This is a genomic window from uncultured Brevundimonas sp., from assembly GCF_963975535.1.
Classification (GTDB): Bacteria; Pseudomonadota; Alphaproteobacteria; order Caulobacterales; family Caulobacteraceae; genus Brevundimonas.
In genome coordinates this window covers 61,513-74,137 of record NZ_CAXBHE010000001.1, presented here as the reverse complement: position 1 = coordinate 74,137, position 12,625 = coordinate 61,513, and the positions used below count along the sequence as shown (strand labels likewise).

Sequence of the window (12,625 nt, the reverse complement as noted above, 5' to 3'; positions counted from 1 at the left end):
TCAGGCTCCATTGGGTCGGATGGTCCCGCCGCCTTTCGGCGGCTGACGGCTGGCCTCCAGGGGACCCCGGGCGCGTCCGGACGAGCCAGAGCCCAGCGCGGCGGCATTGGCGAAGTCGGCCAGACCCGCGCTGGCGCCGCCCGCGACGCCGGCCGCGATGGCGGGTGTCTGGAGGAAGAAGATCGCGCCCAGGAGGCACAGGGCGATGAAGATCAGACCGCCGATCATGGGATCGGATCCCTGGATCGTGCCCCATTGATCGCGCACCAGCGACAGGACCAGCTGGAAGATCACGATGATCAGGGCGAACAGGACCAGATAGTTCACGGCCTGGCTGAGCCACCCGAAGAAGTAGCGGCGCGTGGCGTCGAACAGGGCGCAGGCGATGAAGATCGGGCCGAGGGTGACGAGCAGGGCCAGGGCCAGCTTGGCGATCAGAACTACGCCGAATCCGAGCGCCGCAGCCAGGGCGCCGGTGATGAACACGGCGGCGGCGACGATATAGGGCGCGGGATTGAAGGCCGAGGCATCGCGCGAAATGTCCTCGCCGAGCCAGGCGGCGTAGGCGAAGAACTGGTCGAAGGCGGCCCCGACGCTGGGCGTCTCGGATCCGCTCACCGCACGGGTCAGGGCGTTGGGCATGCTGGTGAACAGCGGTTCGGTGACGAAGGTCGAATAGGCCGGCGTCGTGGCGAGCGCGTAGAGCAGGGCCAGCTTGATGGAGCGGACGGCGAAATCCATCACGGGTTCGCTGATCGCCCCGCGCAGAATGGCGATGCCGTAGAGCACCACATAAAGCAGCAGGGCAACGCGCAACGGGCCATCGACCTCGGCGATGACCGACGAGAGCCGCTCCCCCAGAAACACATTGAGGCGTTCGTCGATGAAGTCGTAGCTGGGCTCGAAGACGCGGAAGGACATGATCAGGGCTCACCGAACGTCCGGGCGTAGGCGTCCATGCGTTCTCGACGGCGCGCTTCGGCCAGACCTTCGCGCGCGGCTGTGCAGTCGCGACGCCGCTCGCCGGCGTCACAGTCCGCGATCGTGCGCACGGCCGCTTCGGGGTCGGCGGCGAATGCTGCAGCGTCCCGTTCCGCAGGGGAGCAGGCAGCGAGGCTCAAAAGCCAGAACAGTCCAGGCACCGGGCCGCGGTTCACTGGAATGCCCGTTCGTAGGTAGCCTGGCGGGCGGCGCGAGCCGCCTCTGCGCGCTCGCGGTGTCTCTGTTCCTCAAGGCGGGCCTCGGCCGCCTGGGTGACCGCAAGGCCCTGGAGACGCAGCTGTTCGTTCTGGATCAGCGCCTGCTCGGCGGCGAGACGCGCCTCAAGGTCCATCACCGCCCGTGCATTTGGAGCGGTGTCGAGCGCCCGCCGCAAGGTCTCCAGGCCCTCCAGCCGTCGGTCGGAGGCCTCGCCGACAGCCTCGCCGATCGCGAGGTCACGGGCGGTCCGGGCGCCGGCCCGCTCGAGGCTGTCGCGATAATAGGCGTCGGCCTCGGACAGTTCGCCGGACGAGGGGGTAAACAGTCGGGTCTCGCGCCGGATCGCGCCGGCCCGGTCGGCGAGCGCGCCCAAGGCGGTTAGATCACCGTCGGCGGCGGCGCGCAGGGCGCGGCTGTCGGGCAGGGGATTACGGACCTCGGGCAGGCCGAGCGCCATCGCCAGGCCATTCACATCCGACAGGTCATTCAGGCTGTCGAACAGGGCGCGCTGTTCCTCGATCTGCGCCTGCAGGGCCTGGAGCTGCTCAAGACTGGTTCGCGCATCCTCGATCATCTGGACCAGCGCACGGGGATCATGAACGACGTACTGGGCGTGGGCGGCGGGCGCCCCGAAGAGCAGAGCGGAAGCGAGTGCGGCTGACGCCGCCAGATGACGGAGGGTCACAAGAGTCTCCTCTGGGCGTGGAAGGGGGCGCGCCATTGCGCATAGTCATCGCCGACCTCGGCGCGGATCCGGTCCAGCAGGGCGACCGTCTCGGCGCGGCCGGAGAGGATCGCCAGGACGTCCTCCTGACCTGCAAGGTCGAGCTCGACGACCACGCTGTCGTGGCCCTGCTTGACGAGAAAGCGGTGCGACTCGGGCGTAAGCTCCTCGCGCACGAGCCGGAATTCCTCCTGGGTCAGTCCGAATCCCTCGACGTAGTCGCGCGCCTGTCCGTGCGCATTCGGCAGGAAGATCTTGGTCGCGCACTGCTCGAGAATCGCGTGGGCGATCGGTGACCTGAGAACGTCGGCCGGCGACTGGGTGCCGAAGACCATGAAGGCGTTCTGCTTGCGCCAGGTCTTCAGCCCGTCCTGCGCAAGGTCTGTGAAGGCCGCGTCGCCCAGCGCCTTCCAGAATTCGTCGATGTCGAGAACCAGCCTGCGCCCATCGACGCGCTCGGCGATCCGGTGGAAGAGATAAAGCATCGCCGGCGTGCGGACCTCGTCGTGATCCAGCACATGGGTCAGGTCGAAGCCGGCGAAGCGGGTGTCGAGGCTGATCGCGTCCTCGTCGTTGTCGAGAACCCAGCCAAGGGGACCGCCCTTCTGCCAACGCTCGAGCCGCGCGCCGATCCCTCCAGCATCCGCCTGGCCCAGCAGGCTTCGCAGCGCCGCGATCGAGCGGCGCTCGCGGGGGAGGGCCTCGAGGGCGATGACGCCCTCGTCGATGGCCCGCGCCTGCGCCACGCTCAGGGTTTCATCCGGGCGCGTCACCAGGGTCCGGATCAGCCGGATCAGGAACGCCCGGTTGCCGGCGGAAGGGGTGAGCGCCTTGAAGGGGGCGAAACCGGTCGGCTCCCCGTTGCGCAGGGCGAGATAGGCGCCGCCGCTCGCGCGGACGAAAATCTCGGCGCCGCGATCCTTGTCGATGAACAGCTGCTGGGCTCCGAACCGCTCGAGCTGCGCGAGCATGAAGTTCTGGACCACCGTCTTTCCTGAGCCCGACGGGCCGCAGATGAAGGTGTGGCCGAGGTCGCCGACATGAAAGTTGAAATGAAACGGCGAACCGGCCGTGGTTCTGAGCCGGGCGACGGCCGGTCCCCAGTGATTGCCTTCCGCCTTGCCGACCGGATGAGCGTGCAGGGGCGCCAGAGCGGCGAAATTCCGGGATGTGATCGCCGCCGGCCGCGTCCGTTTCGAAAATACCCCGGGGAACTGGGACCAGAAGGCTGCTTCCAGGCCGAGATCTTCGCGGGCGACCACCAGTCCAGAGTCCGCCAGAACGGCGCGCGCCTTCGAAAGATGATCGGCGAGATCGGCCGGCGTGTCGCCGTGGACCACAATCGACGCCTGGTGTTCGCCCATGACGAAGCGGTTGCTGACGAGATCGTCGAGCGCCTCCGACAGGCCCGCGATCTGGGATCCGGCCCGGTCCCTCGCCGAGACCATCTGGTTCTGCTTGCGCTCCATGACGGCGCGCGCGGCCGGCTTGGAGAGGAAGGCGAACGACTGCGACATCACGAAGCCGAACCGGGCCTTGAGCAGGGCGTCCCAGAGGCCGGGGCGCGTCGTGGCCGGGTACTCCTTGATCGCGAGGATGCCGCCGAACCGTTCTCCCGCGGTATCCCGCAACTCCAGCGTCTCGCGTCCGAAGATCGCGCGGACAGTGTAGGCGGCGGCGCCGAGATGGCCGAAAACCAGAGGGGCGGGGGAACGCCGTCCTGTGAGGATCAGGGCCATGATCTCGAGAGGCTCGGAGAACCAAAGCCCTCCCCGCTCGAAGAGCCCCAGCCGCCGGGGCGAATAGCGGTCGAGATACTGGGCGAGGTCACGGCCGGCCTCTTCCAGCCGACGGACCTGGGCCGTCATCAGCTCTCCATCATCGCGCCGCGCCTGACGCAGCCGTCGCATAAGGGCGGCGGCGCGGTCTGCGCCGTCTCGTCCGGGATGCAGGACGAGGATAACGAACAGCTCGTTGACCCAGAGGCGGCGGCCCGCCATCTGGGCCTCGTAGTCGGCGGCCAGTCCGGCGGCGAAGGCCGACCGGTATCCCTCGGAGGTCGTGGCAGCGACCTCCCGGCGGACGATATGGTGCCAGACGGCGAGCCGGTCGTCTGCGAGATTGCGCCAAGCCTGGTTCAGCTTGACGTGCCAGTCGTTGAGATCGCGGGCGTCGGCCGTCTCAAAGCTTGCGCCACCGACCTGAAACACCATCATCAGGGCGCCGCTGTCGAGGGCGACGACATGGTCGTTCAAATGCCGGGCATAGGGAAGCTGGGAGCGGACCTCGGTTTCTCGTCGCAGGCGGGCGGGGGAGATGCTGTCGTCAGCCACGGATGAGCTCCGCAGGACGGTAACGGCGCACCAGCGGCAGAGGGGAAACGGAACTGCCGCCCCACAGGGCGGCGTTGCGGCTGCGTCCCTTGGTGTCGACGTAAACGAAGAGAAGACGAAAGGCGTTGTGGTCGGCACGACAGATGGCGCGGAACACCAGATGCAGTGCGGGCGCGACCAGCAGGTAGAGCAGGCTTCCTCCGATCAGGAAGACCACGCCGGAGACGATGACGTTGACGCCCATCGCCTCCATCGGCACGCCCATCACCATCGCCGGGCGGGTGCAGGCGAGGAAGAGGGGATCCTCGGTCAGCCGTTCCTCACCCATGGCCGCCTCCATCGGCGAGCCAGACGCCCGTGCAGACAAGGGTGAGGCCGCACGCCGCGCCGCCGAGCAGCTGGGCGAACCGCTTCGGCGAAATCAGCCCAAGGAACTGAGCCAGGCCGAGCGCCACGACCACCAGGGTCGCCGTTCCAAGAGTGATGGCCGCAGGGGTCGGCATCAGGCGCCCCCGGTGATCAGATTGACGATCTCGGCCGCACCGAACACCACGACGATCCCGAGGACGACAATCGCCGCGCGTCTGAGGTCGAAAAGACCGAACATCCAGAGGATGCCGACGACGACGACGGCCAGGACCGCCAGCAGTCGGGCGGTGTTGCCCGTCAGCATGTCCACCACGTTCTGGAGCAGGCCCTCGACGTTCGCCGACGCCAGGGCCGGCTGGGCCGTGATGGCCGTTGTGGCGAGGGCGATGCAAACGAGCGCCCCGAGATGCCGGGCCGGCCGGCGAGCATGCACGTTGGAGGTCATCGGGTTCACCGTTCGACTGAGGTTGAAAAGACGACGAGTTCGGCGGCGGGGCGGCCGAAGATGTCCCAGGCCGGCGAGGGCGCGACCGTGAACGGAACTGGGGCGGGCTGGGCACCGACGGCAAAGAGCGTCGGCTGCGGCTGTGGCCTTGGGGGCGCGGCCAGCCGCAGCGTTACGGACGCCGCTTCGACCCGTCCGACATAGCCGTTCCGGAAGCCTCTGCCGGCGTCGCCCGTGTTGTAGCGGGACAGGGCGATCCGTAGCGCGGACTGGCGGTCAGCCGCTGTGTCGCCAGAGACGCGATAACCGGCTCTCAGGACCGTCGAGGCCGCTTCGAGATTGCGGCACGGGTCGAACGCGTCTTCGACTGACAGGCCCAGCCAGGACAGGTTGCTGCTGTTGATCTGCGCCAGACCGAGATCGATGTTCGCGCCACGGGCCAGCAACTCCCGGGCGACCCGCGAAGCTTCCGCCGCGTCGCGTGCGCGTCGTGGCCGCTGTCCGCCGCGGTTCACTCCGATCGCAAGCGGGTCGAAGCGGCTCTCGACGTGAGCGATCGCCGCCAGGGTTTCAGGCGCCACCGAGGGGGCGCAGGCCTGGGCAAGGGCGAGAACGGCGGCGAGTTCGAGCATCGGGTCCTCCGGCGAGCAGGCTCCACCTCACCAGATGCGCGACGCCCCCTGCGACCCGTGAGCGCTCCGTCGGAGATCTACGGTAGGAAGATTCGGGGCTCCCCCGCGGCGCGGGCGTCCATGGCGAGGCGCGCGACCGCCTGGATGCGGGTGCGAACGCCGAGCGCCTCGCAGGCGGCGGCCAGATGCTCGTCAACCGTGCGAGGGGATATGCCGATCCGCTCGGCTATGCCGGCGGAGGCGAGGCCGGACGCCGCCAGGCAAAGGCATTCGAACTGGCGGTCCGAGAGGGCGTCAACGAGGGAGGACGTCGAGCCCTTGGGGATCGGGACGCGGGTCATGGACCATCCAACCGCGCGGAACCGGTCGGCGAAAAGTCCGCAACCTTACGACCGAAGGCCTACGGTGGAGCGGATCGACCTCAGCTGCCGTCTTCCCGCACGGGCCGCATCAGCTTCGCCCGGCGCTCCTCGAGCCAGGCGTCAGCCTCGGCGTCGCGATGGACGGACTGGACGGCCAGATCCTTCAGGGTCTTGGTGAAGGTGTTGATCAGGGTGCGGGCATCGAGATCGATGATGGCGTCGCCCGCTTCTTCGTCAAACTCCTGCAGCACCACGGCCATAATGGTCGCCAGTTTGTTGTCGGCGCACCGCAAGGCGAAGGCGGGCGATCCGATCGCGAGTGCGGCCAGGATCCCGTGTGGATCGCTGTCGGTCACCTCGGCGAAGCGGTGGATACGTTCGATGTTGATACGGCCCGCCCCGGACTCGAAATGCTCGTAGGACCGGAGCGCCATGTTCATTCCCTGGGCGACGTCGATCGTACGCATGCGCCGATGGCTTCGGATCAGCCGCAGGCTCGAGGAGAGGACGGCGTTGGGGGATGAACGCTGCCGGGAGTCCATCTGTCGATCTATGCCCCCGTCATCCACAACACGCGATCAGTACCTCTGCACCCCTACAGGTTGAAAAATGCCTCAGACCTGCGTCAAATGAAAGCCTATAAAGATCAACAGCATAAAAGCTGCGGCCATGACGCAATATTCTTGCGGAGACCAGTATAGACGCCACTCTCCCGCGTGCGTGCCCCCGAATCCGCCGGTCGTCCGTCTACGGGGACCTGTGCCGAACGTTGCGAGGCCTTGGTGAGACAGCGTGATCCCTTCGGCATGGCGCTGGCGAGTCTGCGCACGGCCATTGAGGGCGGTCTCGCGCCGGGCCAACACCTGTCGGTGGCTGATATCGCCGCTTCGCTCAGCCTCAGCACCAGTCCTGTTCGCGAAGCGCTTTCACGGCTTTGCGGCGAGGGCCTTGTCGAGGATCGCAGAGGCCTTGGTTACTTCACCCGCCCAACGCCGCTCGAGGACATCCTCGGCCTTCTGGACCTGGAAGCCATCCATGTCAGACTTGCTGCGCGGGACACCGGACTGGCCGATCCGATCGACGCGACTGATCCGACGATTGAACTGTGGATCGCCGATGTCATGGCGCATTGCGAAAGCCAGCCGCTGATCGAGAGCCTCCTGCGCGTCCGCAGCCGGCTGGCGCCCCTGCGTCGCCTCGGCGAGGCGCCGGCGCAACCAGCGGCCGCGGAGAGCGACGATCGTCTGGGCGCCTACTACGCGCGGTGGCGGATCGCTGCCGGCATGCTGGCCGCCCGCGTCCGCCGGCTCGATCCCGGCCACTCGGAATATACGCGCAATATCGTTTGAATCGATTTGGGATCGGGCGCTGATGGTCCGTCGTCGACCTTCTGTCGACCTTCAGAAAGAGGAGACGACTATGACCACCAAGAGCATCTCGCGCCTCGTTCGCCTGGGCGCCGCTCGCCAGCTCACCCGCGCTGGCGTCGAAGGCGAGTTCGTCGAACTGAACGGCATCGAGCGCTACGACATCACGCCGGGCGCCTGACGGAGAGGGCCGTCCGCGAGGGCGGCCCGGACGCCCGGAATGCCCCGAACGAGGCGTCGAACATGAGGGGTGTCACGACAACACGGAGAATGGCGATGAAAGCCACCAACCGAGTGCTGCGGCTGGGTCACGCGCGACGCCTGACACGCGCCGCATTGGACGGCGAGCTGGTCGAGCTCAACTCCCACATGAAGTGGGACATGCCGGTCGGCTGACTACGGACGGGCCGTCATCGTTGACGGCCCGATCTGCCCCCCTCCCGCGAAGCCCAATGACAGTCAGATCTCGTTCGGGACAACCACATGCAGACCGCCATCTCAAATCCATTCCAGGATCATCTCGAGCGCGGAGAGCTCGACGAGGCGGTTCACGCGGTGAAGGTAGGGTCGGATCTGGTCCTGCTCGATCTGGCGACGGACGGTTATCTTCTCGTCCCGGAGTGCGGCGACGTGCGTGTCGAGGGAGGGAACCTGCAGGCACCGATGGATCTGATGCTGGATCTGGCCGCCGGCGAGCTTCTCCAGTCGGGCCGGACGCAACGTCATCGCCTGCCGCCGCCGTCAGTTCCGCTTCGACGACTTCCGGAGGCGCCGGTTGGCAGACCCACTGCCGGGGACATGGCCACATTCGCCATCCTTTGGGCAGACACGGTGCGACGCAAGCCGACGCTTCAGGATCTCTCACGCCAGGTCTCCGGGCGACGTGGCCGTCGGGATGACCTCATGGCCCTCTCTTCGCGCGTCGGCCTGTTTCGTCAGATGCTTCCCTATGCGCCGGCCGTCGGCGCCTGCCTGTTTCAGGCTGAACTCCTGCTTCGGTTCCTGAACGCTGCAGACCTGGATGCAGAGTGGGTCTTCGGCGTCAGGGTGTGGCCGTTCCTTGCGCACTGCTGGCTCCAGGTGGGCGAGCATTGCGTGAGCCAGGCTCCGGATACCCTGACGATATACCGTCCCATCATGGCGATCTGACCATGACCGCGGACGCCTATGTCGTTCTGGTGGGGGACAATGCCGCAGCGCTGGAGGCGCTGTCCCGGTCCAACGCTCGCCGCCTCGCCGGGGCAGGGTGGAGCCGCCGCGTGGCCGACCCCTTCATCGCGGTCTATGCGCCCTCTACCTCCAGGCTTGATATTGTGGCGGCTCTCGACGGCCACGGCGCCATCATCGGCGAGATGTTTGATCACGCCGGGCGACCGCTCTCGACCGCCGAGAGGGGCGTCATGGCCTGCCGCGCTCTCGACGCAGACCGCGCGACGGACATCGTGTCCTCCTGCTGGGGCCGCTACGTGCTCATTCGTCGGACCTCAGGCGATGTAGCGATCCTGCGCGATCCATCCGGAGCCGTCGAGGCGGTGACCTGGCGAAAGGACGGCGTGAGCGTAATCGCGCCGAACGCCCCGCCCGCCCTGAACTGTCTTATGCCTGATGACCTCGCCATCGACTGGGGCTCGGTGAAAGGGCTCATGCGAAGGAGCGGCGGCTATCGCCACGAACTGGCTTTGTCAGGGTTCACGCCGGTGGCCTCCGGCGCACTGCTCAGCATCGGTCCAGCCGGTGTCCGGTCCCGACAAATCTGGCGTCCATCCGAAGTCTACCGGACCGCGCGGGATCGGCGTCGACCAGATCTTCGCGAGGTGGTCGATCGGGCGGTGCAAGCACTGGCGGGGGACCGAAACTGGGTCGCAGAAGTCAGCGGTGGGCTGGACTCGGCGATCGTGGCAGGCGCGCTCAGTGATCACCAGCGGGCCCGGGTCACGCACTGGGTCAATCATTTCGTGGACGACCCGGAAGGAGACGAACGCGAGTTCGCGCGCCCTGTGGTCGAGCGATACGGCTACCGGCTCACGGAGGTGAGACGGGATGGATTGACGCTTTCGGCGCCCCGCCTCGCGGAGTCGGCCGACAGTTTTCGGCCACCGGTCAACGACCTCGACACCGACTACAACGATGACATTGCGGCCAGGGTGCAGAGTTCGGGCGCCTGGGGCTCTCTAACGGGGCAGGGTGGCGACGTGGTCTTCTTTCAGATGCCGACCTTCCTGATCGCGTTCGACGAAGTGCAGGAGAGGGGTCTGCGAGCGCGTGCGGAAGTTCTCCATGGCGCGGCGCGCTGGACGGGCCAGTCGCTGTGGCCGAAGACCTGGCTCAGGGCCCGCCGAGCCCATCACACACTGATGAGTGACCGGAAACACCCTTGGCTCGACGACCTCAAGGGCGTGCCCCCCGCGAAGGCGATGCAGATACTGGGGCTGGTCAAGGGCCAAGCCTATCAGGGAGGCGCCGTGCGTAGCCGGCACGGGCCATGCGTCAATCCCCTCCTGAGCCAACCGGTCATGGAGGCCGGTCTGGCCTGGTCCTCGGTTGATCTCACGTGGGGTGGGCGAGACCGTTACGCGGCGCGAGCCGCCTACGCCGACGTTATCCCGCCCTCCATCTTCAACCGGCGATCCAAGGGAGAGCTGGGCACCTTCTATGGTGAAGCCGTAGCCCGGAACCTCGACTTCCTCCGAAACTACCTGCTCGACGGCGAGCTGGCCGGTGCGGGACTCCTGCCGCAGGGTCTCGCGGACGAAATGACGCGCGAGGCTCTGGTCTGGCGAGGCGGGTTCTCGCGATTGCTCACTCTGGCGTTGACGGAAGCGTGGCTGCGGCGATGGCAGGCCCGGATCGCGTCGTCTCGGGTTTGAGGTACCGGTCGAACCAGGCGGTCAGCTGCTCATAGTAGATCCGGGCGTTGCCCGGATTGTGGATGCTGTGATCCTCACCGAACAGGTAGGTCAGGGCTGCCGGTCGCTGGAGACGCACAAGTGCGGCATACATTTGCTCTGCCTGTACGGGCGCGATGTCCATTTCACCATGGAACAGGAGGATAGGCGCTGTGATCCGGTCGGCGTGTTCAAAAGGGCTGCCCCGTCTGTAACGCTCTGGATCACTCCAGTAGGCCTGGACCATCCCGGCCTGGCCGGTCTCAAGCCACCGCGCACCCCCGATAGCGTCGATGGTGTTTCCACCCTGCATCCTCTGGTGCGGAGACATGCCGGCGAGAAAGAGCGGCAGATTGTAGGGGCCATTGACTGCAACGACCGCCTTGAAACGTGAGGACTGCGCGGCGCTCATCACGACTGACCATGCTCCGAAGCTGTGGCCCCAGAGGCCAATACGATCGCCATCGATCAAGCGATCCGTGGCGGCCGCATCGACGACGGCCAGGATCCGCTCCGCGAGGCCGGCCGACGGTTCGGCGTTCGTGGGCAGATCCGGATAGATCACCGCATAGCCCGCTGCGACCAGTAGCCCCCCATTCAGTGTCATCTGGACCGCCTGGGGACTCATGGCCCGAGGGGCGGTGGGGTAGGCCTTGCCCGGGTAGGGAATGACGATCACCGGCGGGGGCTCGCCCGTCGCGGTCTCGGGCAGATAAAGCCAGCCTCGCGCTCCGGTCGGGCCCGTGATCAGGTGGGGCTCCGGAACATATACATTCTCCAGCTCCGGATTGAGACGTCGAATGATCTCCGATCCTGCATCTCTGCGGATTTCAAGACGGTCGAGGGCGCGGCCTTCCCGTCCAATGCCGACACTGATCTGGCGGTCCCAATTGATGCTGGCGCCGGGCGACGCGGCGACGCACGTGGACGGTGAGGGTTGGGCGTCCGCGAAGACGCGACACAGACGGCCGCCTTCTGCAATGACCTCCGCCTGGTCGGCGCCCATTGGATCTGTCGCGCGCCGATGTCCGAAGATCCCCAAAGGGCGTGACAGGCTGCCTGTCGGGCCGAGGTCTTCCGATGACAAATCGGGTCGAAGGCGAAGAATACGGCCGCGATCTTCGAGAAGAGCAGCCTCTTGACCCTGTGCTAACACCCGGCCGCCCTCACTCAGACTTCTGACAGCGGCGACTTCCGTCCCCTGTTGAGCCCACCAGCCCAATTGTCCGTTTCGTCTTCCGCGAACGATGGCGCCGTCGCCCAGCCAGGCGGCATGCGCCGTGGGGCTTGCGAAGACATCGACTGTCGTATCAGGCGTAACCCCGGCCGGCGTCCGATCCCGAACCGCGCCCAAAGGGGTGACTGAGAGAAGACGGGCGGGCGCTGCGCCGATGTCCATCACCAGAAGAGCCGAGGAATCCGCAGACCAGCCGAGCAGGCTGGTGGAAATGTCTGCGGCCTCGGGCGGATCGACTGACAGTCCCGTCTGCGTGTCGACAAGACGCAATGAACGCGCCCTGCGAAGCTCGGTCGACATGTCCAGCCCGGGGGGAGGCGCCAAGGGACCGTCTCTCAGCACAGCAACCTGGCTTCCGTCCGGCGACGCTTCGAAATCCAGGAACTCGCCCTTTGTCAGAACGACTGCATCCCCCGTGTCGGCGTTCACTCGCCACAGGATGCGGGTCTCGCGGACCTCCGCCGAGGCGCCCTGTCCGACCGAGACGAAGGCGGGCTCTCCTCGAGCGGCTTGCGCCCAGAGACCAGGGAGGCGGGTCTGGGTGGCGTTCTGCATCGCGAGACGGGGCGGCAAGGCGCCGTCCGGCATGCCGAGTACGAGAAGCTCGTTGTCCGAAATCCATTGGACCGATCGCCCCCATGCACCGCTCTCAGGCGAAAGATCGCTCCAGGCGACGGTGCCAGCCCGCAGGTCCACAATTCCGAGCCGGAACGCCAGGTCCTGAAGGCGAAAGACAACCAGCCGGGAACCGTCCGCGGAGAATGGCCCCATGGTGTAGCCCGCGTCGTCTTCCATCGGCAGAAGAGGGCGGATCTCCGATGGGGCCTCAGTGTTGAACCGGTAAATTCTCGCGTACCGGACAGCGCCCTCGGGCTGCAGGTCGTAGCGCGGAAGATCGCCTCTCGAGCGGCGCTCCTCAAAAACGGCGACGGAGCCGGAAGGGTCAATCTCGATGCGTCCGAAGGTTTCAAGGCCGAGCAGGATTTCGAGCGTCAGGGGTTCCGAAAGCACCGACGACGGGCAGGCCAGGGCAAGCGCGCTCAGCGCGCTGATCAGCTTGATGCGCATGAT

The 12,625-nt window shown here is 66.7% G+C and carries 15 protein-coding genes; 4 read left to right on the top strand and 11 right to left on the bottom strand.

The window, feature by feature from the left end:
- The 10 genes from AACZ75_RS00390 to AACZ75_RS00345 form a co-directional block, all read right to left on the bottom strand.
- On the bottom strand, positions 1–921 hold the full coding sequence (locus tag AACZ75_RS00390; RefSeq protein WP_339870549.1) for a type IV secretion system protein: 921 nt from the start codon (positions 919–921) through the stop codon (positions 1–3).
- 2 nt (positions 922–923) lie between these two features.
- Positions 924–1,052, bottom strand: a complete 129-nt coding sequence (locus AACZ75_RS00385; RefSeq protein WP_339870548.1) for a hypothetical protein — start codon at positions 1,050–1,052, stop codon at positions 924–926.
- Positions 1,053–1,153: 101 nt separating this feature from the next.
- On the bottom strand, positions 1,154–1,885 hold the full coding sequence (locus AACZ75_RS00380) for a type IV secretion system protein (protein WP_339870547.1): 732 nt from the start codon (positions 1,883–1,885) through the stop codon (positions 1,154–1,156).
- Entirely contained in the window at positions 1,882–4,257 is a 2,376-nt protein-coding gene (locus AACZ75_RS00375) for a VirB4 family type IV secretion/conjugal transfer ATPase (RefSeq protein ID WP_339870546.1), read from the bottom strand. Before AACZ75_RS00375 ends, AACZ75_RS00380 begins: the two co-directional genes overlap by 4 nt.
- On the bottom strand, positions 4,250–4,585 hold the full coding sequence (locus tag AACZ75_RS00370; protein ID WP_339870545.1) for a type IV secretion system protein VirB3: 336 nt from the start codon (positions 4,583–4,585) through the stop codon (positions 4,250–4,252). The genes AACZ75_RS00375 and AACZ75_RS00370 overlap by 8 nt, the downstream gene beginning before the upstream one ends.
- Positions 4,578–4,760: a hypothetical protein gene (locus AACZ75_RS00365; protein WP_339870544.1), complete on the bottom strand. Its 183-nt coding sequence runs from the start codon at positions 4,758–4,760 to the stop codon at positions 4,578–4,580. Before AACZ75_RS00365 ends, AACZ75_RS00370 begins: the two co-directional genes overlap by 8 nt.
- Positions 4,760–5,071, bottom strand: coding sequence for a TrbC/VirB2 family protein (locus AACZ75_RS00360; protein WP_339870543.1), 312 nt, complete (start codon positions 5,069–5,071; stop codon positions 4,760–4,762). The genes AACZ75_RS00365 and AACZ75_RS00360 overlap by 1 nt, the downstream gene beginning before the upstream one ends.
- A gap of 5 nt (positions 5,072–5,076) precedes the next feature.
- On the bottom strand, positions 5,077–5,703 hold the full coding sequence (locus AACZ75_RS00355) for a lytic transglycosylase domain-containing protein (RefSeq protein ID WP_339870542.1): 627 nt from the start codon (positions 5,701–5,703) through the stop codon (positions 5,077–5,079).
- 77 nt (positions 5,704–5,780) lie between these two features.
- The gene (locus AACZ75_RS00350) at positions 5,781–6,044 is read right to left on the bottom strand and encodes a helix-turn-helix transcriptional regulator (RefSeq protein WP_339870541.1); all 264 of its coding nucleotides are present in this window, start codon (positions 6,042–6,044) and stop codon (positions 5,781–5,783) included.
- An 80-nt stretch (positions 6,045–6,124) separates the two neighbouring features.
- Positions 6,125–6,532: an XRE family transcriptional regulator gene (locus tag AACZ75_RS00345; RefSeq protein WP_339870540.1), complete on the bottom strand. Its 408-nt coding sequence runs from the start codon at positions 6,530–6,532 to the stop codon at positions 6,125–6,127.
- Positions 6,533–6,871: 339 nt separating this feature from the next.
- Between AACZ75_RS00345 and AACZ75_RS00340 the strand changes: the two genes are divergently transcribed.
- The 4 genes from AACZ75_RS00340 to AACZ75_RS00325 all read left to right on the top strand — a co-directional run bounded on the left by AACZ75_RS00340 (position 6,872) and on the right by AACZ75_RS00325 (position 10,299).
- The gene (locus AACZ75_RS00340; RefSeq protein ID WP_339870539.1) at positions 6,872–7,414 is read left to right on the top strand and encodes a GntR family transcriptional regulator; all 543 of its coding nucleotides are present in this window, start codon (positions 6,872–6,874) and stop codon (positions 7,412–7,414) included.
- Positions 7,415–7,484: 70 nt separating this feature from the next.
- On the top strand, positions 7,485–7,613 hold the full coding sequence (locus tag AACZ75_RS00335; protein ID WP_293826810.1) for a hypothetical protein: 129 nt from the start codon (positions 7,485–7,487) through the stop codon (positions 7,611–7,613).
- A gap of 302 nt (positions 7,614–7,915) precedes the next feature.
- Entirely contained in the window at positions 7,916–8,581 is a 666-nt protein-coding gene (locus AACZ75_RS00330) for a lasso peptide biosynthesis B2 protein (RefSeq protein WP_339870538.1), read from the top strand.
- Positions 8,582–8,583: 2 nt separating this feature from the next.
- Entirely contained in the window at positions 8,584–10,299 is a 1,716-nt protein-coding gene (locus AACZ75_RS00325; protein WP_339870537.1) for an asparagine synthase-related protein, read from the top strand.
- Here AACZ75_RS00325 and AACZ75_RS00320 read toward each other — a convergent pair.
- On the bottom strand, positions 10,232–12,622 hold the full coding sequence (locus AACZ75_RS00320) for a prolyl oligopeptidase family serine peptidase (RefSeq protein WP_339870536.1): 2,391 nt from the start codon (positions 12,620–12,622) through the stop codon (positions 10,232–10,234). The genes AACZ75_RS00325 and AACZ75_RS00320 overlap by 68 nt on opposite strands.
- Between the last annotated feature and the right edge of the window lie 3 nt (positions 12,623–12,625).